21 protein-coding genes are annotated in these 21638 nt (G+C 56.8%); 8 read left to right on the top strand and 13 right to left on the bottom strand.

Annotated features, from left to right (window positions below; translation table 11 throughout):
- Window positions 1-32: 32 nt before the first annotated feature.
- Window positions 33-1448, bottom strand: a complete 1416-nt coding sequence (locus tag A8O29_RS04180) for an aldehyde dehydrogenase family protein (protein WP_125353252.1) — start codon at window positions 1446-1448, stop codon at window positions 33-35.
- 112 nt (window positions 1449-1560) lie between these two features.
- Between A8O29_RS04180 and A8O29_RS04175 the strand changes: the two genes are divergently transcribed.
- Window positions 1561-2469 (top strand): LysR family transcriptional regulator, encoded by a 909-nt coding sequence (locus A8O29_RS04175; RefSeq protein ID WP_125353253.1) that lies wholly within the window; start codon window positions 1561-1563, stop codon window positions 2467-2469.
- Here the strand turns inward: A8O29_RS04175 and A8O29_RS04170 are convergent.
- The 5 genes from A8O29_RS04170 to A8O29_RS04150 all read right to left on the bottom strand — a co-directional run bounded on the left by A8O29_RS04170 (window position 2459) and on the right by A8O29_RS04150 (window position 7961).
- Window positions 2459-3430 carry an ABC transporter ATP-binding protein gene (locus A8O29_RS04170; RefSeq protein ID WP_125353255.1) on the bottom strand — a complete coding sequence of 324 codons (972 nt, stop codon included), beginning with the start codon at window positions 3428-3430 and terminating at the stop codon, window positions 2459-2461. The two genes, A8O29_RS04175 and A8O29_RS04170, sit on opposite strands and share 11 nt — an antisense overlap.
- Window positions 3427-4404 (bottom strand): ABC transporter ATP-binding protein, encoded by a 978-nt coding sequence (locus A8O29_RS04165; protein ID WP_125353256.1) that lies wholly within the window; start codon window positions 4402-4404, stop codon window positions 3427-3429. Before A8O29_RS04165 ends, A8O29_RS04170 begins: the two co-directional genes overlap by 4 nt.
- Complete coding sequence (locus A8O29_RS04160) at window positions 4397-5242, bottom strand: ABC transporter permease (protein WP_125353258.1); 846 nt, start codon at window positions 5240-5242, stop codon at window positions 4397-4399. The genes A8O29_RS04165 and A8O29_RS04160 overlap by 8 nt, the downstream gene beginning before the upstream one ends.
- 6 nt (window positions 5243-5248) lie before the next feature.
- A complete protein-coding gene (locus tag A8O29_RS04155) occupies window positions 5249-6193 on the bottom strand; it encodes an ABC transporter permease (RefSeq protein ID WP_246316659.1) in 945 nt (314 codons plus the stop codon).
- Between the two features lie 175 nt (window positions 6194-6368).
- On the bottom strand, window positions 6369-7961 hold the full coding sequence (locus tag A8O29_RS04150) for an ABC transporter substrate-binding protein (protein WP_125353260.1): 1593 nt from the start codon (window positions 7959-7961) through the stop codon (window positions 6369-6371).
- A gap of 239 nt (window positions 7962-8200) precedes the next feature.
- Here A8O29_RS04150 and yghU point away from each other — a divergent pair, with 239 nt between their 5' ends.
- Both yghU and A8O29_RS04140 read left to right on the top strand, forming a co-directional pair.
- Entirely contained in the window at window positions 8201-9067 is an 867-nt protein-coding gene (gene yghU / locus A8O29_RS04145; protein WP_125353262.1) for a glutathione-dependent disulfide-bond oxidoreductase, read from the top strand.
- A gap of 111 nt (window positions 9068-9178) precedes the next feature.
- Window positions 9179-10201 carry a sensor domain-containing diguanylate cyclase gene (locus A8O29_RS04140; protein ID WP_125353264.1) on the top strand — a complete coding sequence of 341 codons (1023 nt, stop codon included), beginning with the start codon at window positions 9179-9181 and terminating at the stop codon, window positions 10199-10201.
- Here A8O29_RS04140 and A8O29_RS04135 read toward each other — a convergent pair.
- Both A8O29_RS04135 and yghX read right to left on the bottom strand, forming a co-directional pair.
- A complete protein-coding gene (locus A8O29_RS04135) occupies window positions 10157-11746 on the bottom strand; it encodes a methyl-accepting chemotaxis protein (RefSeq protein WP_125353266.1) in 1590 nt (529 codons plus the stop codon). The genes A8O29_RS04140 and A8O29_RS04135 overlap by 45 nt on opposite strands.
- Before the next feature lie 110 nt (window positions 11747-11856).
- A complete protein-coding gene (gene yghX / locus A8O29_RS04130; protein ID WP_125353267.1) occupies window positions 11857-12744 on the bottom strand; it encodes a YghX family hydrolase in 888 nt (295 codons plus the stop codon).
- A gap of 111 nt (window positions 12745-12855) precedes the next feature.
- On the opposite strand from yghX, the gene A8O29_RS04125 reads away from it, so the two are divergent.
- Window positions 12856-13896: an aldo/keto reductase gene (locus A8O29_RS04125; protein ID WP_125353269.1), complete on the top strand. Its 1041-nt coding sequence runs from the start codon at window positions 12856-12858 to the stop codon at window positions 13894-13896.
- 195 nt (window positions 13897-14091) lie between these two features.
- Here the strand turns inward: A8O29_RS04125 and A8O29_RS04120 are convergent, their stop codons facing one another.
- On the bottom strand, window positions 14092-14595 hold the full coding sequence (locus tag A8O29_RS04120; protein ID WP_133462151.1) for an ESA_00282 family adhesion-associated protein: 504 nt from the start codon (window positions 14593-14595) through the stop codon (window positions 14092-14094).
- A gap of 103 nt (window positions 14596-14698) precedes the next feature.
- On the opposite strand from A8O29_RS04120, the gene A8O29_RS04115 reads away from it, so the two are divergent.
- Both A8O29_RS04115 and A8O29_RS04110 read left to right on the top strand, forming a co-directional pair.
- Window positions 14699-15103: a hypothetical protein gene (locus A8O29_RS04115; RefSeq protein ID WP_125353271.1), complete on the top strand. Its 405-nt coding sequence runs from the start codon at window positions 14699-14701 to the stop codon at window positions 15101-15103.
- Between the two features lie 2 nt (window positions 15104-15105).
- A complete protein-coding gene (locus A8O29_RS04110; protein ID WP_125353273.1) occupies window positions 15106-15537 on the top strand; it encodes a cytoplasmic protein in 432 nt (143 codons plus the stop codon).
- Here A8O29_RS04110 and A8O29_RS04105 read toward each other — a convergent pair whose 3' ends face one another.
- The 3 genes from A8O29_RS04105 to exbB all read right to left on the bottom strand — a co-directional run bounded on the left by A8O29_RS04105 (window position 15538) and on the right by exbB (window position 18385).
- Window positions 15538-16992, bottom strand: a complete 1455-nt coding sequence (locus A8O29_RS04105; protein ID WP_125353274.1) for a methyl-accepting chemotaxis protein — start codon at window positions 16990-16992, stop codon at window positions 15538-15540.
- Window positions 16993-17218: 226 nt separating this feature from the next.
- Window positions 17219-17647 (bottom strand): TonB system transport protein ExbD, encoded by a 429-nt coding sequence (gene exbD / locus A8O29_RS04100; RefSeq protein ID WP_125353276.1) that lies wholly within the window; start codon window positions 17645-17647, stop codon window positions 17219-17221.
- Window positions 17648-17653: 6 nt separating this feature from the next.
- The gene (exbB, locus tag A8O29_RS04095; RefSeq protein ID WP_110512538.1) at window positions 17654-18385 is read right to left on the bottom strand and encodes a tol-pal system-associated acyl-CoA thioesterase; all 732 of its coding nucleotides are present in this window, start codon (window positions 18383-18385) and stop codon (window positions 17654-17656) included.
- Between the two features lie 251 nt (window positions 18386-18636).
- On the opposite strand from exbB, the gene metC reads away from it, so the two are divergent.
- Both metC and yghB read left to right on the top strand, forming a co-directional pair.
- The gene (gene metC / locus A8O29_RS04090) at window positions 18637-19824 is read left to right on the top strand and encodes a cystathionine beta-lyase (RefSeq protein ID WP_125353278.1); all 1188 of its coding nucleotides are present in this window, start codon (window positions 18637-18639) and stop codon (window positions 19822-19824) included.
- Between the two features lie 133 nt (window positions 19825-19957).
- Window positions 19958-20617 (top strand): DedA family general envelope maintenance protein YghB, encoded by a 660-nt coding sequence (gene yghB, locus A8O29_RS04085; protein WP_125353280.1) that lies wholly within the window; start codon window positions 19958-19960, stop codon window positions 20615-20617.
- A 96-nt stretch (window positions 20618-20713) separates the two neighbouring features.
- Here yghB and A8O29_RS04080 read toward each other — a convergent pair whose 3' ends face one another.
- Complete coding sequence (locus tag A8O29_RS04080; RefSeq protein ID WP_125353281.1) at window positions 20714-21613, bottom strand: AraC family transcriptional regulator; 900 nt, start codon at window positions 21611-21613, stop codon at window positions 20714-20716.
- Window positions 21614-21638: the final 25 nt, after the last annotated feature.

Below are 21638 nucleotides of genomic sequence, written 5' to 3'. Positions count from 1 at the left end.
CGGCGATGTCGCCTTGCCGGGCAGTCAGACGCTTAACCCACCACTACCGTTTTCGCTTCCAGATACGCCTGCATTCCCCATTTGCCCATTTCACGACCCAGGCCGGACTGTTTCACGCCGCCAAACGGGGCTTTCGGTTCATGGGCCAGGGTGTTGACCATCACACGACCGGACTCAATCTGCTGCGCGATACGCACGGCGCGGTCGGTATTGCCGCCCAGCACCATCGCATTCAGGCCATAATTCGTGTCGTTGGCAATCGCCAGCGCATCGGCGTCGTCTTCGTAAGGGATCATCACCAGCACCGGGCCAAAGATTTCCTCCCGGGCGATGCGCATCTGGTTATGCCCGACAAATACCGTCGGCTTCACGCCCCAGCCTTGCGCCATACCCGCCGGACGCCCTTCGCCGCCTACCAGCAATTTCGCGCCCTCTTCCACACCCAGACGAATGTAGTCCTGCACGCGCTGCCACTGTTTGCGGCTGACCATCGGGCCGATTTCAGTCTTGTCGTCGCGCGGATCGCCGGATTGCACCTGGCCTACCGCATGGGCAAACGCATGCTCAAATTCGGCCTGGCGGCTGCGCGGCACCAGAATACGCGTCCCGGCTATGCACGCCTGCCCACTGTTCATAAAGCCTGCCGCCAGCGCCAGCGGAACGGCTTTTTCGATATCGGCATCATCAAGAATAACCGTCGGGGATTTCCCCCCCAACTCCAGCGTAACGCGCTTCAGCGATGCCGCGCTGCTTTCGACAATGTGTTTACCCACCGCCGTTGAGCCGGTGAATGAGATTTTGGCGATATCCGGATGACGATTAATCACGTCGCCCACCACCTCCCCGCGCCCGGTGATGATGTTAAACACGCCCGCCGGAATGTTCGCCTCGTGCAGCGCTTCGGTCACAATCTGCGTCTGCATGGCGCTCATTTCACTCGGTTTGATAACGGCGGTGCAGCCTGCGGCCATCGCCGTCGCCAGCTTGTTGCAGATAAACCCGGCGTCGCTGTTCCACGGCGTAATCAGCCCCGCCACGCCGACCGGCGTCATGATCACCTGCGCGCTGCCCGCCTGCTCCACGAACTCAAATTCTTCCAGGGTTTCAATCGCCTGAGCGATAACGTCTGCCGGATATTGCGCCATCCAGCGGCCCCGTGACTGCGGTGCGCCGTATTCGGTAACGATGGCCTCGAGCAGCGCATCTTCACGTGCGGCGACGGCTTTATGCATGCGTTTCAGGACCGCAATACGCTCGTCTTTGGTGGTGCGTGACCAGCCAGTAAATGCGGCCTTCGCCGCGGCAATCGCACGTTCGGCGTCGACTTCATCCGCCAGGCGCACGGTGCCAATCACTTCTTCGGTCGCCGGGTTGAACAGCTCAAAGCGCTCTTCGCCATGCGGGGTAACAAATTCGCCGTTGATATAGATGTTGTCGATGTGCTGCATGGTGTTCTCCACGTATTCTGTTTTTCAGTGTGTGGAAGGAGTATAGAAACAGATGACCGCTCCGATAAGAGGGTCTATCCTGTACGGACTGTACCGAAAATCGGGATAATCTATGCATCGCAGTGGATTCACTGAGCTGGAAGTGGTGCTCGCCGTCGCGCACCGCCAGAGTTTTCGCGCCGCCGCGCGGGAACTGAGCATGTCGGCGACCGCCGTCAGTAACGCCGTCGCCGGGCTGGAAAGCCGCCTGAAGGTGCGCCTGTTTAACCGCTCGACGCGCAGCGTGGCGCTGACGCCAGCGGGCGAGCGCTATGTCGAGCGCATCGCGCCCGCGCTGGCGGAAATTCAGCGCGCGTCGGAAGAGATTACCGCCGTGCCGGACACGCCAACCGGCACGTTACGCATCAACGCCCCACAGGAGAGCGTGACGATGCTGTACGAGCCGTTGATTGAGGAATACCTGCAACGTTATCCGCAAATGCGCCTGGAAATTACCAGCGAATCGCGGATGGTGGATATCGTGGCGGAAGGCTACGACGCAGGTATTCGACTCGAAGAATCCGTCCCGCAGGACATGATTGCTGTGTCTCTCACGCCAGACATACGCATGTTAGTGGTCGCCACGCCAGCGTATCTGGCGGAACACGGCACGCCGCTGTCGCCAGACGATCTACGCCAGCACCAGAGCGTCGGGATGCGCATGTCGCACGGCGGGATTTACCACTGGGAGCTGGAGCGCCATCAGCAGAAATTCTCCGTTAACGTGCCGCCGCGCATCGTGCTCAATGAAATGCGCGCCATCCGCCGCGCCGCGCTGAGCGGGATCGGCCTGGCATTTATTTCGGATTTGTTCGTGCAGGAGGATATCGCCGCCGGACGGCTGGTCAGCGTGATGGCGGAGTGGTGTCAACCGTTTGGCGGATTACGCCTTTACTACCCCGGCAGACGTCACGTCCCACCGGGGTTGAAAGCGTTTATCGATTTGATACGCGAGATACGCGACAGAGCGCCTACACCTTAAACAGCCAACAGGCGGCGAAATGACGCGGGGCAATTTCCTGCATCGGCGGTTCCTGCTGCTGACACACCGGCATCACGTGCGGACAACGGCTGCAAAAACGGCAGCCGTTTATCTCTGCGGTCGGGCTTGGGATCTCGCCCTTCAGCCCGCCGTGTTCCAGATTTCGCACACGCGGATCGGGCTGCGGCACCGAGGCCAGCAGCGCCCGGGTGTACGGGTGCGCCGGCTGCCGATACAGTTCCTCCGCATCTGCCACTTCCACCAGCTTGCCGAGGTACATCACGGCGATCCGACTGGAGATGTGGCGCACCATCGACAAATCATGGGCGATAAACAGGTAGGTCAGCCCTAACTCCTGCTGCAAATCTTGCAGGATATTCACCACCTGCGCCTGCACCGAGACATCCAGCGCCGACAGCGGCTCATCGCACAACACAAACTCCGGGCGCACCGACAGCGCACGCGCGATGCTGATCCGTTGACGCTGACCGCCGCTGAACTCGTGCGGGAAACGCTGCAAATGCTCCTGCTTGAGTCCCACTTTGTACAACAGTTTTTCGGCGCGTTCGCGCTGCGCCTGTTTGTCGTAGCCGTGAATTTGCATCGGTTCGGAAACCAGCTGCTGCACGGTCATGCCGGGGTTCAGCGAGGAATACGGGTCCTGAAAAATAGCCTGCATCCGGCGGCGCAGCGGTTTGAGGGTTTTCTCTGAGGCATGGGCAATCTCCTGCCCGGCAAAGGAAATCTCGCCGGACGTGATATCAAACAGCCGCAGCATGGCGCGTCCGAGGGTTGATTTACCGCAGCCGGATTCCCCCACCAGGCCGAAAGTCTCCCCCGGCATGATGTCGAAGCTGACGCCGTCGACGGCTTTCACCTGATGGCCTTTGCGCAGCCAACCGCCGTTCAGCGCGTAGTGTTTACGCAGGTCGCGAACGCGAATTAACGGTTCATGGCTCATGCCTGAATCTCCTTATCCTGCCACAGCCAGCACGCAGTGCGATGGCCCTCAGCGTTCGAGTAAAACGGTGGCGGCGTAGCGCATTGCGCCATGCGTTGTGGGCAGCGCTCGGCAAACGGGCAGCCAGCTGGCGGGTTGAGTAACCCCGGCGGTGAGCCTTCAATCGGCGACAAACGGTGTTCCGGGTCGTCGGCGCGCGGCAGCGATGCCAGCAGGCCGCGGGTGTACGGATGCAAAGGCCGCCAGAAAATATCTTCAACGCTGCCCTCTTCCATTATCTGTCCGCCGTACATCACCACCACGCGGCTGCACACCTGCGCGACCACACCAAGATCGTGCGTGACCAGCAAAATAGCGGTGCCGGTTTCCTGCTGGAGCGATTTCAACAGCCGCAGGATCTGCGCCTGAATGGTGACGTCCAGCGCAGTGGTCGGTTCGTCGGCGATCAACAGCTCCGGGTTGCAGGAGAGCGCGATGGCGATCATCACGCGCTGGCGCATCCCGCCGCTGAACTCGTGCGGATACTGGGAGAAACGACGATCAGCATCGGCGATCCCGACGCGGGTCAGCATGTCAATGGCGTTGGCTTTCGCCTCGCGCTTCGACAGACTTTTATTGCGGATCAGGATCTCCGTCATCTGACGGCCAATGGTCAGCACCGGGTTCAGGGCGGTCATCGGATCCTGAAAGATCATCGCGATATCGTTCCCGCGAATTTTGCGCATCTGCTCCGGCGTTTTCCGCGCCAGATCTTCGCCGCGAAAACGAATGCTGCCGCCGGTAATTTTGCCGTTGTTGCCGAGCAGTTGAATCACCGACTTACAGGTCACGCTTTTACCACAGCCGGATTCCCCGACGATGCCGACCATTTCACCCGGCTTCAGCGTAAAACTCACCCCGCGCACCGAATGCACTTCGCCGTCGCGGGTGAAGAATGACGTTCGCAGGTTATCGAGTTCCAGTAAGTTATGCATCGCGATTGGCTCCCGGCTCGAAGGCGGTACGGAACACGTCGCCCAACACGTTAAAGCTGAACACCGTCAGCAGGATAAGCACGCCGGGGAACATCGCCAGCCAGGTGGCTTCCCCGATGTACGACTGCGCGTTGTTGAGCATGCTGCCCCACGACGCCGCAGGCTGCTGCACGCCGAGCCCCAAAAAGCTCAGGGTGGATTCCATCAATATTGCCGAGGCAATATTGAGCGTCGCGGCAACGATAATGGTCGGCAGCACGCCGGGGATGATGTGTCGCGTAATAATGCGCAGCGGATGCTCGCCGGACGCGCGAGCGTAGAGCACGTATTCACGCTCTTTTACCGACAGCGTTTCGGCGCGGATCAGGCGCGACATGTTCATCCACGTCAACAGGCTGATAATCATGATGATGTTGTCCACGCCGGGCTTGAGATAGGCGTTGAGCACCAGCAGCAGGAAGAACGCCGGAATAGCCAATAGAATATCGACGGCACGCATCATCATGTTGTCTATCCAGCCGCCAAAATAGCCGCTCACGGTGCCGACGACGGTGCCAATCAGGGTGGAAAACAGCATCACCATAAAGCCGACCATCAGCGAAATCTGGCCGCCGTACAGCGCGCGAGTAAGGTAGTCGCGACCGTATTCGTCGGTGCCGAACCAGTGCGCGGCATCGGGCGGCAGCAGTCGTGCGCCGAGCGACATCTGATCCGGATCGTAAGGGCTGAACCCCGCAGCCAACGCCGCGAGAATGAAAATAAAGAGCACCAAAAGGGAGAACTGCGCCGGACGATTGCGGCGCAGCTGGTGACGTACGTTTTGCCAGCGTCTGCTCATCGGCGGTTACCTCTGGGTACGAATGCGGGGATCGGCGAAGCGATACAGTAGATCCGCCAGCAGGTTGCCGACGATCAGCATTAACGACGACAGCAAAATGATCGCCATGATCAGCGGGTAGTCGAGCGAGGAGATCGCCTGAATGCCCAGCAGGCCCATACCCGGCCACGAGAACACGCTTTCGGTGACGTACGCGCCCACCACCATTTCGCCAAACGACAGGCCAAACAGGGTGATAACCGGCAGCAGCACGTTTTTCATGACGTGACGAAACAGAATGGTGCGATACGTTGCGCCGTACGCTAGCTGGGTTTGCACGTAGTCCGCCGACAGCTGGCTGATGGTGTTGGAACGCACGTAGCGCACGTAGGTCGACAAGTTGTAGAAGGTCAGCGCGATACACGGCAGCACGCCGTGACGCACGACGTCGAGCCAGTTATCTTCCACGCCGATGGTGCGCATCCCCATGCTCGGCAGCCAGTTGAGCTGCACCGCAAACACCGTAATCAGCAGAATGCCGAACCAGAAAATCGGCACCGATATGCCGATATAGGCAAACAGATTGAGGAAGTGATCGAGCCAGCGATGTTTAAACGCCCCGGCCAGCAGGCCGAGCGGCACCGCCAGCACGATCGCCAGCAATAGCGACGCGCCCATCAGGCCAAGCGTGGCGGGCATCCGTTCGACGATCATCTCCAGCACCGGACGGTGATAAATCAGCGAGTAACCCAAATCCCCCTGAAACAGGTTTTTCAGCCACAGGAAGTACTGCGTCACCAGCGGTTTATCCAGCCCGAGGCTGTGGCGAATACGCTCGATATCCTCCGGGGCCATGCGCGGCGTGATGTACGCCTGCACGGGATCGCCCGGCGCGAGTTTCACCAGTAAAAAAGCGACCAGCGAAATAAAGAAAAGCATCGGCAGCAGTTGCAGCAGCCGACGCGTTAGCATTGCGTTCACGACATTCCCTTCACAAAAAAGCCCCCTCCTGGGTGACACCGTTATTTTAAGGTTGTGATATTCGGGGCGACCGCCGGGTCTGGCCTCCCTCCGGGAACCAGCTCCCGGCGTTTCCCCGTATTCATTACCTGAGATAAACGGTGTCACCCTGTGGAGGCTAAGCGCATTATTTTTGGTAGATTTTCGACAGATCCTGGAACATATACACCGGCTTCGGTTCGGCCTCTTTGCTGCCGGCAAAACGCTTGTCGACGGCCACGGTGGCGTTGGTATACGCAATCGGGTAGTAGGTCATGTCGTTCGCAACGGTCTGCTGGATTTGCTTGTAGATTTCACCGCGTTTGGCGGCATCGGTCTCAATAGATCCTTTATCCCACAGCGCATCGAATTGCGGATTTTTGTAATGCGCGTAGTTATAGGCTTCGTTGCTCATGAACAGCGATTTATAGCCGTCCGGCTCCGCGCCCATGATGTAACCCCCGAGGTTCAGCTCCCAATCCGTGCTCTTCATATCGAGGCTGCGCTGTGACATGGCGTTAGCATCCAGCGGCATCAGCTCAACGTTAATGCCTAACGCTTTCAGCTGCTGCTGGATATAGAGGCTCATGCTCTCCTGGGTTTTGTTGGTGTTCACATAGGCCAGACGCAGTTTGAGATTGGCTGGCGCGCCGGAGGCTTTCAGCAAATCTTTGGCTTTTTGCAGGTCATATTTGTACTGTTCGACGTCGTCAGAATGGTACAACGTGTCCGGCGTCAGGAACGAGGTTGCCGGTTTGGCGTAGTCCTGAGAGGTAAACGCGGTGGTGACCAGGTCGTCTTTGTTGATGGCGTAGGCAATCGCCTGACGCAGCTCCTTGCTCTTCATCACCGGCACGTTCTGGTTGAACGTCATGTACGCCAGACGCCCTTCCGGATACACCACAAAGTCGAATTTGCCGGTGCTTTTCAGGCGCGACACATCCTGCGGATCGACCATTTTCATGTTGATCTCGCCGTTTTGCAGCGCCAGGTTGGCGGAGTTACTGTCTTTGGCGAAACGGTAGGTAACGGAATCGAGCTTCGCTTTGCCGTTCCAGTACTCGTCAAAACGCGTCAGGGCGTAATACTGGCCCGCGCGGTATTCCTTAAATTTGAACGGCCCGGACCCGACCGGCGCATCGTTTTTACTGCTCTTCTCCAGGTCGCTTTCATTGGCGAACACGTGCTGCGGGATCGGGTAAATCTGTACCAGGGTGCCGACAAACGCGGCGCTAACCTGCGGCAGCGTGAATTTCACCGTCAGGTCATCCACTTTGCTGACCTGCACCGGTTTGCCACCGAACATGAACATGCTGCGGAAGAAGCTGTGCTGCTTTTCGTCCAGCAGCTTGTTGAAGGTGAACACCACGTCATCGGCGGTCAGCGGCTGGCCGTCCTGCCATTTCAGATTTGGCTTCAGCTTCAGGGTGTAACTCAGATTATCAGCGGAAGGCGTCAGGCTTTCCGCCAGACCCCACTCAATTTTTCCGTCGTTATAGCTGTAGAGTGGCGCGTACAGCGCCTGCATGATGGTCAGCGTGGTGCGGTCGCTGGCGTAAATCGGGTTCACCGCCAGCGGATCGCCGGAGGTAATGCCGATAATCAGCGATCCGCCGTCTTTCGGGGCGGCATTCTGGTTGGCGGCTGGCGCGTTTACGGTGTCATTATTTTTTGCGTCGTCGCATCCAGCGAGACCTAAGGCCAGCGACATCATCGCGGCGGAGAAAACCAACTTGCGCATGCTTTATTAACTCCTTGCCATCATTATTATTGTCTGCCAACGGGCGCAGTTCAGCGCGCATAGTGGAGCGTTTCCCACGCGATTTGAAATGCGATTTTCGCTTAAGCTTATATCCGTTCTGATCTATATAAGATGTTTTTAAAATAAGCCGTTAGCCCCATCACGACTCTGAATGCTAAAGCTCATCTTTATCACCTGCTACACTCCGTCAAGACTTCAACCAACAAGGTGCTTTTCCTATGTCTGACGAAAATTATCAACCTCCGAAAGTCTGGGAGTGGAAGCAAAACAACGGCGGCGCGTTCGCCAATATCAACCGTCCGGTTTCTGGCCCGACGCACGAGAAAGCCCTGCCGGTGGGCACGCACCCCTTGCAGCTTTATTCACTGGGCACGCCGAACGGGCAGAAAGTGACGATTATGCTCGAGGAGCTGTTGGCGCTCGGCGTAAGCGGCGCGGAGTACGATGCATGGATGATCCGCATTGGCGACGGCGATCAGTTCTCCAGCGGGTTTGTCGATGTGAACCCGAATTCAAAAATTCCGGCGCTGAGCGATCATTCCGTTAATCCGCCGCTGCGGGTGTTTGAATCGGGTTCGATCCTGCTGTATCTGGCGGAAAAATTCGGCCACTTCATGCCAAAAGATCCGGCAGGCCGAACCGAAGCACTGAACTGGCTGTTCTGGCTGCAAGGTGCGGCCCCGCTCCTCGGCGGTGGATTTGGTCACTTCTATAACTACGCCCCGGTCAAAATTGAGTACGCCATCGATCGCTATGCCATGGAAGCCAAACGTCAGCTCGACGTGCTGGATAAACAGCTGGCGCGCAGTCGCTATGTGGCGGGTGAAGAGTACACCATTGCCGATATGGCGATTTGGCCATGGTACGGCAACGTGGTGCTGGGCGCGGTGTACAACGCGGCGGAATTCCTCGACGCAGAAAGCTACAAAAACCTGCTGCGCTGGGCGCAGGACGTGGGCAATCGTCCGGCGGTGAAACGCGGGCGCATCGTCAACCGCGCGCAAGGCCCGCTGAACGAGCAGCTGCATGAGCGTCATTCGGCCAGCGATTTCGACACCAATACCGAAGATAAACGTCAGGGCTAAGCCCTTCCCGTCGACCGGGCTTCATTGCCCGGTCACTTTTTTCTCACTGTATATTTACACGCCAATGCATTATTAGTATGAATATGTCTTCCTCCGGCATATGGCATCTACATGTCTGAAATCGCCCTGAAACAACAGATCCAGAATCTGAAGAAGCATAACGCCCGATTGCTACGCATTGCGCGTGACGCGAAAAGTAAGCTCAGTGCTGCGCTCGACGGCACCGGGCTCTGTTTATGGCAACTGGATATTCCCAGCGGGAAATTAATCATTTTCAACCGCCGCTGGGGCGCGATGCTTGGCTATCAGCCGAAAGCCCTGAACGCCCATTTCGACGTGTGGCGGGAACACCTGCATCCGGAAGACCGGCAGCAGGTTCTCGATGCGTTTTACAGTCATCTGGAAGGCAGAGCGCCCTATTACGAAGCCTTGCATCGGATGCAGCACAAAAATGGCACCGTCAGCTGGGTGTTAGATCGCGGGCGCGTGAGCGAGTGGGACGACGATGGCAAACCGTTGAAAGTCACCGGCACCCACATCGACATGACCAAAGAAAAGCAGTACGAGGAACAGCTTTCCCTGCTCGCCAATCACGACCCGCTGACCGGGCTCGCCAATCGCCATGCACTGTTAAAACACTTCGCGCAAATGCAGCGCGACGACGCCATGTGCGTGGCGTTTATCGATCTGGATGATTTTAAAGCGGTGAACGACCGGTTCGGCCATCGCTGCGGGGACGAGTTGCTCATTCAGCTTAGCAGGCGCCTGCGTGACGCCTGCCCGCCGGGCACCGTCGTTGGGCGGCTCGGAGGGGATGAGTTTGTGCTGCTGCTGCCGTTTTCGCTCAACAGCCTGCTTATCTGGAGCACCGCGCACAACTGTCTGCGCGCGACGTTGACGCCGTTCGAACTGGTCAGCGGCACCGCCTCGGTGGGCGCCTCAATTGGGATTAACGAAGTGCAGCCCGACGACGATTTCAACGAGGCACTGCTGCGGGCCGATATCTCGATGTATCAGATTAAACACACCGGAAAAAATGGCGCCGCCATCGGGCAGACGCTCATTTCATTCTCGGGCGAAGACTTACCGTTAGATGGCCTCGCTCGTCACCAAGCCGTGCCCCGCAGTCTCTGAGTTCGATAAGCGGAACTGCTGCACCGAACGTTGCAGCGCATGGGTTTGCTGTTCCAGCGCTGACGCTGCCGCCGACACCTGCTCCACCAGCGAGGCGTTCTGCTGAGTGACGCTGTCCATTTGCGAAATCGCCACGCCCACCTGCGAAATGCCTTTGCTCTGCTCCGCCGACGCGCTGGCAATCTGCTTCATAATGGTGGTGACTTCCTGCACCGCGTTGAGAATCGCGTCCATCGTCTGACCGGTGTCATTCACCAGCCGCACGCCGCTTTCGATGCGCGCCACGGAATCCGTAATCAGCCCTTCAATTTCTTTTGCGGCACCCGCGCTGCGGCTCGCCAGATTACGCACTTCGCCTGCGACCACTGCAAAACCCCGCCCCTGCTCGCCCGCGCGCGCCGCTTCCACCGCCGCATTCAGCGCCAGAATGTTGGTCTGGAACGCGATGCTGTTGATGACGGTGGTAATTTCGGCGATTTTCTTCGAACTGTCGGCAATGCCGGACATGGTGTCGACTACCGCGTTGACCAGCGACCCGCCTTTGCCTGCGGTTTGCGAGGCGACCACCGCCAGCTGGCTCGCCTGCTGCGCGTTATCGGCATTGAGTTTTACGGTGGCAGTGAGCTGTTCCATGCTCGCCGCGGTTTCTTCAAGTGCCGACGCCTGCTCTTCGGTGCGCGATGAAAGATCATTGTTGCCGGAGGAGATCTCCGTCGCACCCCGCCAGATATTATCGCTGCCGCTGCGAATGGTGCTAACCGCGTCGCGCAGACTGTCCTGCATGCTATTCAGTAACGGCACCAGTTGCCCGACACAGTTGCGGCCAAACCCGGCCATCGGCTGGCTGAGATCACCCTGCGCCATCAGGCGGAAATGCTGACGTACGCGGGACAGCGGCTTGACCAGCATGGTCACCAGATAGCGGTCGGAGAACAGCAGTAAAAGCAGGCCGATAATGACTGCCGTGATAATCAGCGTGCGGGTGACGGACGTCAGGTGATCGACCACCACGCGGGTGTTATCGAGGGCGATGTTGGCGCGCAGATTAAATTTCTCGGTGCTGGCCCCGAACGCGCGGCTTAATGCGGGCGTGACGTTGGTGGCCTGCTGACGATATTCCTCCGCCGAGCCCTGGGCTGCGAGCTGCATCTGGCGAGACACGCCGTCATCGAGCAATGCCTGCCAATTCGCCAGCGTCTGGGCTGACACCTGCGGGTCCATCGGGCCGGGCGACACCGCTTTCAGCGCGTCCAGCTTGCCGTGCATATTATCCAGCGCCTGCTGCGCGGGAGCGAAATCCGGGTTGCCGCCTGCGGTTTTGGTTTCCATTGCCCGACTCAGGCGGGTGACAAAACGAAAATACTGATCGTTGCCCTGGCTCAACAGCGTCATCTGGTTGACGAGTTCGCGATCGACCGCGTTGCCCTGAACGACTTTCGATAAGGAATAGACGCTGTAAAGTCCGACGCCGGACCACAGCAAACCAAAGATCCCGAGGATGACCAGCATGACCATCCGAATGGTAAAGTTACGAAGCAAATGCATAAATTCTCCTGGCCGTTGCAAGGGTATTGTGACACGCGTCACAATCACCCTCGTTATCGGCAGATCCTTGAGAATTTCTAACGTTTTGTGATTATTTTTTTGTGAAACTTTTACAGCAGGTAGCGATTGAACCAGCCGAGGGTGCGTTTCCACGCCAGCTCCGCCGCTGCCTGGTCATAGCGCGGGGTCGAATCATTGTGAAAACCGTGGTTCACGCCGGGATAAACGTAACCTTCATAGACCTTATCATTCGCCTTCAGCGCCTGTTCATAAGCGGGCCAGCCGTCAGTAATGCCTTTATCCAGCGCGGCGTAATGCAGTAATAGCGGCGCCTTGATTTTCGGTACATCGGCAACCGGCGGCTGACGCCCATAGAACGGCACCGCACACGCCAGCTCCGGGTAAGCCACCGCCGCGGCGTTACAGACGCCGCCGCCGTAGCAAAAGCCGGTGATCCCGACTTTGCCCGTCGCCTGCGGATGCGTTGACATAAACTCAATAGCGGCGAAAAAATCATTCATCAGTTTGGTGGGGTCGACCTGCTGCTGTAACGCACGGCCTTCGTCATCATTACCCGGATACCCGCCCACCGACGTTAGCCCGTCCGGCGCCAGTGCGATAAACCCGGCTTTGGCGACGCGTCGCGCCACGTCCTCAATGTACGGATTTAGACCGCGATTCTCATGCACCACCACCACTGCTGGCAATTTTCCGCTGCCGCCCGTCGGCGTGACCAGATAGCCGCGCACTTTGCCATGTCCGTTAGGCGACGGGTATTCGATGTATTCCGGTTTGATGGCCGGATCGGTAAATTCCACCTGCTCCGCCAGCGCGTAGTTGGGTTTAAGGAGATTAAATAACGCCAACGCCGTAACGCCACCGACCGCATATTTCCCCGCCATTTGCAGGAATTCACGCTTGGTGATTTTGCCGTGAGCGTAGTAATCGTAGTAATCCAGCAACTCCTGTGGAAAGTCCTTCGCCGTCAGTCGGGTCATCGAGGTTCTCCCTTATCAATCGCCAGCAGTGTGATCGCCCGAACTTACCGGAACATTTTCAGGCGCTAGTATAGAAACGTCGTTTCAAAATATAGACCAGAAGGAGCTTTCATGTCCTGGCTCGCCAGTTCCGAACGTTATCAACAGATGCAGTATCGCTATTGTGGCAACAGCGGGTTGCAGTTTCCCGCGCTGTCGCTGGGGTTGTGGCACAGTTTTGGTCACATTCAATCGCTCGATTCACAGCGCGACCTGCTGCGGAAAGCCTTTGATTTGGGCATTACCCATTTTGACCTCGCCAACAACTACGGGCCGCCGCCGGGCAGCGCCGAGGAGAATTTTGGTCGTCTGCTGCGTGACGATTTCGCCGCCTATCGCGATGAGCTGATTATCTCTACTAAAGCGGGATACGACATGTGGCCCGGGCCTTACGGCTCCGGCGGTTCGCGCAAGTATTTGCTGGCGAGCCTCGACCAGAGCCTAAAGCGCATGGGCCTGGAGTACGTCGATATTTTCTATTCGCACCGCGTGGATGAGAAAACGCCGATGGAAGAAACCGCCGCGGCGCTGGCTCAGGCGGTACAGAGCGGAAAGGCGCTGTATATCGGCATCTCGTCGTATTCCACCGAGCGCACCCAACAAATGGTGGGCCTGCTGCGCGAGTGGAAAATCCCGCTGCTGATTCATCAGCCGTCGTACAACCTGCTCAACCGCTGGGTGGATAACACCGGGCTACTGGACACGCTGGAAAATAACGGTGTCGGGTGTATTGCCTTTACGCCGCTGGCGCAGGGTCTGCTGACGGGTAAATACCTGAACGGGATCCCGGACGGGTCGCGGATGCAGACCGAGGGCAAGAAAGCGCGCGGGCTGACGGAAAACATGCTCAGCGAGAGTAATTTGCAGAGCCTGCGACTGTTGCAGGAGATGGCGCAGTCACGCGGGCAAAGCATGGCGCAGATGGCGCTGAGCTGGCTGCTGAAGGATAACCGGGTGACGTCGGTGCTGATTGGCGCGAGCCGTCCGGAGCAGCTGGAGGAGAACGTTCAGGCGCTGAACAATCTGACCTTTACGCCGCAGGAACTGGCGCAGATCGACCAGCACGTGGCGGACGGGCAGCTGAATCTGTGGCAGGCGTCGTCGGATAAGTAACGTGGGATGCCTGTCATCCTGTGCGGTCTTTTCCCCCTCTCCCTAGCCCTCTCCCTCAAGGGAGAGGGAACAATTCGGTTTTCTCGCTTGAGTGAGAGTCAGGGGACGGTCCGGTTTTCTCCCTCTCCCTGTGGGAGAGGGCAGGGAGAGGGCATCAGGCTGCACTAATGCAATGCCCGGCCTACAAGTTCCCCCCTACACTGCCAGTGGATCAACCTGTGGCCGCTGATACTCCGGCCACACCAGCGCCACCAGGTCCGGGTAAGCATTCAAACTAAATTCCCTAAAACACTGCTGCAGGTTCAACACGTCAAGGTCGCCGCGCGGGACTTTTTCCCCATTAAGACAGCGCTTTTTTATATTGTCGTAATATTTATACACTGCCGAATTGAGATCGCTGCAGCGCCGCTGAGCCTCAAATAAGCCCGCAGTAGCATTTAATTCGGAGATACTCATCCGCTTTATTGTGGCGTGCAGAAAATCAATATATTCATGATTCACCCGCCAGTACCATACTGGTGTTATCGCATTCATAAGCATCGAAAAATGGTCTTCACCTTCTTCTTTACTCAGCAATTTCACCTGAACAGGCAGCGCTTTTTCTTCCACAACATCGTTTTTAAACAGACCAGAGATAACTAAAAGAATAACAACCGTTAGCAATAGCAGGGCTATCACGAAATAGATAATACTGTTCATGGTTGGCTCCATTTTTTTTGATTTTAAATTTACCCCATGATATTGTCAACGAACCTCACACCTTTATCGCCCTTATCCTGTTGAAACCAAAAGGACATCAGGCATGATACCCGAGTCGCTGATTCCGGCCCGCTTGCACATTTCCGGCGCAGAGCAAAATACCGACGCAGCAGAAAATAACGCTGATTCAACTCAGGGAAAGATGTCCCTCGATAATATCGCCGAAGATATATTCGCCGCGCCAGTTCGTCACGGCCAATCACGCAATATGCTGCTGGAAGAACGCGATCGCCATATTAAAGATCGATTGTTTCGGGCGGTTAAAATAGAAGCATTTGCACGCGTACTCAACGACCTGCAATGGGAAGGCGAATTAGACAGTCAGGAATTAAGTCAAATTATCAGCGAATACACCGATAAAATTAATGAAGCCGGGAACGAAATTTGGCTTAATTTGATTACGGGTGAAAAACCAGCCTCTCTTTTTTATGATTTTCAGGCCGAATAAAAATGAAAGAAGGTGAAGATAATAACGTTTATTTGACTTTGGGCGACAAAAACAGCGACGCCGTGATTCTGAAGCATAATCTTCAGGCGCTTAAAAATGAAAAGAATGCGGTGATTGAAGAGACCGCCAAAGCGCTGGTGTCGATTCCCGCGGCGCTGGTACGCATGAAGTGGCAGTACCGCCGGGAGATTTACGCCTTCCAGGTGAAAGAAGAGATCTACGGCGCGGCACTAGCCGAGATTATGACCCGTAACCCGCAGCTAAAAGAGAAGATCCTCGCGCATATTGAAGCCAGCTATCAACACATTCTGGCCCGCGAAACCGCCACCTTGCGCCTGACGCGCAAACTCGCCGACGGCAACTGCCGTACCGCCAGCGTCAATATTGTGGCGCCGGACGAAAACCTCCTGACGCCCGCCGCCAAAAAAGCCTGATTACACTAGCCTGAAGACGGAAATCGCGGTCTTCAGCTCACCGGTTTGTCGCTGCTGCTGCTGCGCCACCTGCATGGTCTGCGCCACGTGCTGTAGGTTTTCCTGCACGCTGGCGTCAATGCTCGCAATGCTGCCGCCTATCTGCAAAATGGTGGCGCGCTGCTGGTCACTCATCATCGCCAGCGCTTCCACCAGGCTGTGCAAGCTCTCGATACTGCCAATCATCACCTGCATGGTCATTCCGGCTTGTTCTACCTGGCTCGATCCCCGTTGAGTGCTTTCCACCGAGGCGGCAATCAGCTGACGAATGTCCTTGGCGGCACTTTCACAGCGCAACGCCAGGGTCCGGACTTCCGCCGCAACGACGGCGAAGCCTTTGCCGTGCACGCCCGCTCGCGCGGCTTCGACCGAGGCGTTGAGCGACAGAATATTAGTCTGGAACGCGATACCGTCAATCAGTTCCAGAATACCGTTGATACGCAGGGATTCATCCCGAATTTGCACCATCGACGCCATCGCCGCGCGGATGTTTTCCCCGCCCTGCTGCGCCACGTCGCTGGCTTTGAGCGCCAGCCCTCTCGCCTCGCTGGCCATTTCACTGGTTTGCGCCGCCACGCCCAGCAACTGCGACATCGCGCTGGCCGCCACCGCCAGTGACTGCGCCTGATTATCGGTGCGCTCCGACAACGCTGTGTTGCGCTGCAACAGCGTCTGCGCATCGTCGAGCAGCTGCGTTACGCCGTGCGTAACCTGTTCAAGCGTGCTGCGCATGGTGCCTAAGGTCAGGCTGAACGTTCGGGCGAACGACGAGTGGCTGGCCTGCGCGTCCTGCGTCAACGTCAGAATGCCCGGCTCGCGGTTGATAACTGCCGCCAGTTTGGCCACTTCGCTGGCGGAGCGCGCATCCTGCTCCATCCGCAGCGCCATCAACACCAGAATGATGGTTTGTGCCACCACGAAAATACCGTGGGTGATAACCATATGCAGCCCCGGCCCCATCGCAAACACCACGATGCCGAACAGACCGTCAGCCTGCAAATAGTTGAAGACCAAATGATGCAGGGCAATCACCGCCGCGCCTATCACCAGCGGTTTCCAGTCGCGCCAGGCGAGCAGCGCCGAGAGCAGCACGAATACGGAGAAATGGTACTCCGTTTCCCCGCCGCCGAGCTGGATAAGTAGCGCGGAAAAGGCCATCAAAATGAAGGCGAATAACAGCCGCGTCACCCGCTTGCCGGGCAACAGAATGCAGGCCAGCGTGGCGATGACCGCCAACAGGCTGCCGGTGATGAACGCGACGCCGGTCTGCGCCGTGAGCAGGCCAATCGTCAGGCAGATGGCCCACAGGATCCAGACCAGCCCTAGGATCAGGCGGTCCGCCCGTCGACGAATGGCGGAGAGAGAAATGAGGTCACGCGAAGGGGAAGCTGTGCTGAGTAAAGTCGCCAGGGTCATACTGGACTCCCATGCTGTGCAGGTGATGTTATGCCCCGTTTTCACGGCGCTTTTTTTATGATGTTCCTGAATAAGCGTAGAGAGGTTTATCCCGCCCGCCAGTGGCGACCTAAAAAATGCGGGCGGGGTTCAGATGAGAAAAAACAGGATATATCAGCAGGTTATCGATTTTACTTAGGGCATAAAAAAACCGGCGCGAGGCCGGTTCTTTCATTATGGATTCCGCTTATTTTTTCGCGGCAGCGTGTTCTTCACCGACCAGGCCGATTTTCAGATATCCCGCCTGATGCAGGGTATCCATCACCTTCATCATCGTCTCGTAGTTTACGGTTTTATCCGCACGGAAGAAGATGGTGGTGTCTTTCTTGCCTTCGGTCAGGGTGTTGATCGCATTCACCATGCTGTCGTCGGTCACCGGATCGTTGCCGAGGAACATGGTGTTATCCGCTTTCACCGACAGATACACCGGTTTTTCCGGGCGCGGCTGCGGCTGACTAGAGGACGCCGGCAGATTCACTTTCACATCAACGGTCGCCAGCGGAGCCGCCACCATGAAGATGATCAGCAGTACCAACATGACGTCGATAAACGGCGTCACGTTGATTTCATGCATTTCGCCGTTATCGTCCAGATTTTCGTTTAGACGCATTGCCATTGGCTATCACCCTACCCGTAATTTCTGGGCGGTACGCACCGGCTGAGCGCCGCTGTTATTGAGGTCGAGGTCACGGCTTTGCAGCAGCAGAACCTGCGCCGCCACATCACCGAGCAGCGCTTTGTGGCTGCCAATCATGCGGGCGAAAATGTTGTAGATAACCACCGCAGGGATGGCGGCGAACAGGCCGATAGCGGTCGCCAGCAGCGCTTCTGCGATACCCGGCGCGACAACGGCCAGGTTGGTGGTCTGGGTCTGGGCAATACCGATGAAGCTGTTCATGATGCCCCATACGGTGCCGAACAGGCCGATAAACGGTGAAATCGCACCGATTGTTGCCAGATAACCGTTACCCCGGCCCATGTGACGTCCGGCGGCAGCGACGCGGCGCTCCAGACGGAAACCGGTACGTTCTTTAATGCCTTCGTTATCTTCGGCACCTTCAGACAGTTCCAGTTCGTTCTGCGCTTCGTTCAGCAACTGAAGGCTGAGGCTTTTCGCCGGGAATACGGCGGCAATTTCGCTGGCCTGATTTAGAGAACGGGCTTCGCCCAACTGCTGCTGCTCACGCTTGAGACGGCGTTTTTGCGACAGCAGTTCGGTACTTTTGCTGAAGAAGATTGCCCAGGTGACAACCGATGCCAGAATCAGGCCGATCATGACCACCTTAACTACGATGTCGGCATGATGATACATACCCCAAACGGAGAGATCCGCCTGCATCAAATTATTACCCACTCTGTATCTCCAGGATCTAAATCACAAAATCTGCTCGTAATAATATCAAAACGCCGTCGAATTGATAGTCGTTCTCATTACTATTTACATATTGACGCAATCATCGCTAACTTTCATTGCGCTCACGCAGTAAAAAAGGTGCTTTGACGGATTCTGGCAAAATTTTCTGCTTAATCGGTTCACATAAGGTACAACCCCAAACAATCATGTTAATTTAGACGTCCAGACGTATAAAAACAGGTAGAAATAACATGTCCAAAAAGCAACTTGATACCGTGCTGGTGAATGCTGGCCGCAGTAAGAAATACACCCTGGGATCGGTGAACAGCGTGATTCAGCGTGCGTCGTCCCTCGTTTTCGAGACGGTTGAAGCCAAGAAACAGGCCACTCGCAATCGCGCGAAAGGCGAGCTGTTTTATGGTCGTCGCGGGACCCTGACCCATTTCTCATTGCAGGAAGCGATGTGCGAACTGGAAGGCGGCGCCGGTTGCGCCCTGTTCCCATGCGGTGCGGCGGCGGTGGCCAACACGATTCTGGCGTTTGTCGAACAGGGCGATCACGTGCTGATGACTAACAGCGCCTACGAGCCGAGCCAGGATTTCTGCACCAAAATTCTGGCCAAACTCGGCGTCACCACCGGCTGGTTCGACCCGCTTATCGGCGCCGGTATTGCCGACCTGATTCAGCCCAATACCAAAGTGGTGTTCCTGGAATCCCCAGGTTCCGTCACCATGGAAGTGCATGATGTGCCGGCCATTGTCAGCGCCGTACGCAGCAAAGCGCCTGACGCCATCATCATGATCGATAACACCTGGGCCGCGGGCGTGCTGTTTAAAGCCCTCGAATTTGATATCGATATTTCTATTCAGGCCGCCACCAAATACCTGATTGGTCATTCCGATGGCATGATTGGCACCGCCGTTTCTAATGCCCGTTGTTGGGATCAGCTGCGTGAAAATGCCTATCTGATGGGGCAAATGGTGGATGCCGATACCGCGTATATGACCAGCCGCGGGCTGCGTACGCTCGGTGTGCGTTTGCGTCAGCATCACGAAAGCAGTCTGAAAATTGCCGAATGGCTGGCTGAACATCCGCAGGTTGAACGCGTCAACCACCCGGCGCTACCGGGCAGTAAAGGTCATGAGTTCTGGAAACGAGACTTTACGGGCAGCAGCGGTTTGTTCTCATTCGTGCTCAAAAAGCGTCTGAACGACAGCGAGCTGGCGGCGTATCTCGATAACTTCACGCTGTTCAGCATGGCCTACTCCTGGGGCGGCTTCGAGTCGTTGATCCTGCCGACGCAACCAGAACAGCTGGCGGCCATTCGTCCCGACGGCAAACCCGACTTCAGCGGCACGCTAATTCGTTTGCACATTGGTTTAGAGAATGTTGACGATCTTCTTGTGGATTTATCGGCCGGATTTGAACGCATCGTGTAAAGTGGCAACCTGATGGACACAATTTCAGACAGTCCCTGCAAAAACTGCCTGCATTGTTGCACCTGGGATCAAGGCATCCCAGGTGATTCAGGAGTACAATACACTCAGAAAATGTTAGTCCACAGGAAAGTCCATGGTTGTTATCCAGGAGATTGCCGCCGCACTCTGGCAGCATGATTTTGCCGCGCTGGCGGATCCCCACGTCGTGGGTATTGTTTATCTGGTGATGTTTGCCACGCTGTTTTTAGAGAACGGCCTGCTGCCCGCGTCTTTCTTGCCGGGAGATAGCCTGTTGCTGCTCGCCGGCGCGCTGATCGCCAAAGGCGTGATGGATTTTGTGCCGACACTCGCCATTCTGACCGCCGCCGCCAGTCTCGGCTGCTGGCTGAGCTATATTCAGGGCCGCTGGCTGGGCAACACCAAAATGGTGAAAGGCTGGCTGGCGCAGCTGCCGGACAAATATCACGACCGCGCAACCTGCATGTTTGACCGCCACGGGCTGCTGGCGCTGCTCGCCGGGCGCTTCCTGGCATTCGTGCGTACCCTGCTGCCAACCATGGCAGGCATTTCCGGGCTGTCTAACCGTCGCTTCCAGATTTTCAACTGGCTGAGCGCCGTGCTGTGGGTCGGTGTGGTGACGGGCTTTGGCTATGCGCTGAGCATGATCCCATTCGTTAAACGCCATGAAGATCAGGTGATGACTTTCCTGATGATCCTGCCTATTTTCCTGCTGGTTGTGGGTTTGCTGGGCACGGTGATTGTGGTGATTAAGAAGAAATATTGTAGCGCCTGATATCTCCCCTCACCCTAACCCACTCCCCTTTAGAGCGAAGAGCTTTGAACTTCCCCCTCTCCCTTTTAGGGAGAGGGTCCGGATGAGGGTAAAAAACTACATCCCCTGCATTCCCCGAATACGCGCCGCATCCTCCCCCGGCGTGATCCCGAAGTAACGCTTAAACTCCCGACTAAACTGCGAAGGGCTTTCGTATCCCACCTTTATTGCCGCCGTGCTGGCCTTCAGGCCGTCATGCACCATCATCATTCGCGCTTTGTGCAGCCGATACGATTTCAGATATTGCAGCGGCGAGGTGCTGGTCACTGACTTGAAGTTGTGATGAAACGCCGAAACGCTCATGTTGGCTTCCGCTGCCAGTTGGTCAACGCTCAGGTTTTCGGTGTACTGGCTCTCAATCCGTTTCAGCACCCGGCTAATCAGGCTGAAATGCGTCTGGCGGCTGACCAGCGCCAGCAACGCCCCGCCGCGGGGTCCCATCAGCACGTGATACAGCATTTCACGGATAATTTGTTTGCCAAGAATCCGCGCATCCATCGGATGCTCCATCACGTCGAGCAGACGCTCGGCGGCGCAGAGGATTTCATCGGATAGCGTGGCGGAGTTAATCCCGCTGGCGGCCATTGACGGCTGAAACAGCTCGTCTTCACCGATGTCCATCAGCAGCTCCTGCAATTGCAGAATATCGACGTTCAGACGCAGACCCGCCAGCGGCACTTCCGGCGTGGCAAAGGTTTCGCATTCGAACGGCAGCGGTACCGTCAATAGCAGGTATTCCGTGGCGTCATAGCGAAAAACGCGCTCGTTGATGTGGCCTATTTTATGGCCAGAAAAGAGGAATACGATGCCCGGCTGATACATCACCGGCGTGCGGGTCCCCGGCTGCGTACCGTACAACAGGCGAATATCCGGCAGCAGCGGAATGAGTTTTTCTTCATTATTTTTCAGCTGCTTAATTTTCTCCGTCAGCAGCAGACAGGTCTCTTCACGGTTCATTATTCGCGGTATCCGGGACGTATTT

The organism is Scandinavium goeteborgense (genome assembly GCF_003935895.2).
GTDB classification, from domain to species: Bacteria; Pseudomonadota; Gammaproteobacteria; order Enterobacterales; family Enterobacteriaceae; genus Scandinavium; species Scandinavium goeteborgense.
This window is presented reverse-complemented; position numbering and strand designations above follow the sequence as displayed.

Coding starts and splice junctions, on each gene's coding strand:
- A8O29_RS04125 (WP_125353269.1), top strand. CDS start 12,856: ATGTCCTGGCTCGCCAGTTCCGAACGTTATCAACAGATGCAGTATCGC.
- A8O29_RS04170 (WP_125353255.1), bottom strand. CDS start 3,430: ATGAGCCATGAACCGTTAATTCGCGTTCGCGACCTGCGTAAACACTAC.
- A8O29_RS04120 (WP_133462151.1), bottom strand. CDS start 14,595: ATGAACAGTATTATCTATTTCGTGATAGCCCTGCTATTGCTAACGGTT.
- metC (WP_125353278.1), top strand. CDS start 18,637: ATGTCCAAAAAGCAACTTGATACCGTGCTGGTGAATGCTGGCCGCAGT.
- exbD (WP_125353276.1), bottom strand. CDS start 17,647: ATGGCAATGCGTCTAAACGAAAATCTGGACGATAACGGCGAAATGCAT.
- A8O29_RS04155 (WP_246316659.1), bottom strand. CDS start 6,193: ATGCTAACGCGTCGGCTGCTGCAACTGCTGCCGATGCTTTTCTTTATT.
- yghB (WP_125353280.1), top strand. CDS start 19,958: ATGGTTGTTATCCAGGAGATTGCCGCCGCACTCTGGCAGCATGATTTT.
- A8O29_RS04140 (WP_125353264.1), top strand. CDS start 9,179: ATGTCTGAAATCGCCCTGAAACAACAGATCCAGAATCTGAAGAAGCAT.
- A8O29_RS04135 (WP_125353266.1), bottom strand. CDS start 11,746: ATGCATTTGCTTCGTAACTTTACCATTCGGATGGTCATGCTGGTCATC.
- A8O29_RS04150 (WP_125353260.1), bottom strand. CDS start 7,961: ATGCGCAAGTTGGTTTTCTCCGCCGCGATGATGTCGCTGGCCTTAGGT.
- yghU (WP_125353262.1), top strand. CDS start 8,201: ATGTCTGACGAAAATTATCAACCTCCGAAAGTCTGGGAGTGGAAGCAA.
- A8O29_RS04160 (WP_125353258.1), bottom strand. CDS start 5,242: ATGAGCAGACGCTGGCAAAACGTACGTCACCAGCTGCGCCGCAATCGT.
- A8O29_RS04115 (WP_125353271.1), top strand. CDS start 14,699: ATGATACCCGAGTCGCTGATTCCGGCCCGCTTGCACATTTCCGGCGCA.
- A8O29_RS04175 (WP_125353253.1), top strand. CDS start 1,561: ATGCATCGCAGTGGATTCACTGAGCTGGAAGTGGTGCTCGCCGTCGCG.
- yghX (WP_125353267.1), bottom strand. CDS start 12,744: ATGACCCGACTGACGGCGAAGGACTTTCCACAGGAGTTGCTGGATTAC.
- A8O29_RS04165 (WP_125353256.1), bottom strand. CDS start 4,404: ATGCATAACTTACTGGAACTCGATAACCTGCGAACGTCATTCTTCACC.
- A8O29_RS04080 (WP_125353281.1), bottom strand. CDS start 21,613: ATGAACCGTGAAGAGACCTGTCTGCTGCTGACGGAGAAAATTAAGCAG.
- A8O29_RS04180 (WP_125353252.1), bottom strand. CDS start 1,448: ATGCAGCACATCGACAACATCTATATCAACGGCGAATTTGTTACCCCG.
- A8O29_RS04110 (WP_125353273.1), top strand. CDS start 15,106: ATGAAAGAAGGTGAAGATAATAACGTTTATTTGACTTTGGGCGACAAA.
- A8O29_RS04105 (WP_125353274.1), bottom strand. CDS start 16,992: ATGACCCTGGCGACTTTACTCAGCACAGCTTCCCCTTCGCGTGACCTC.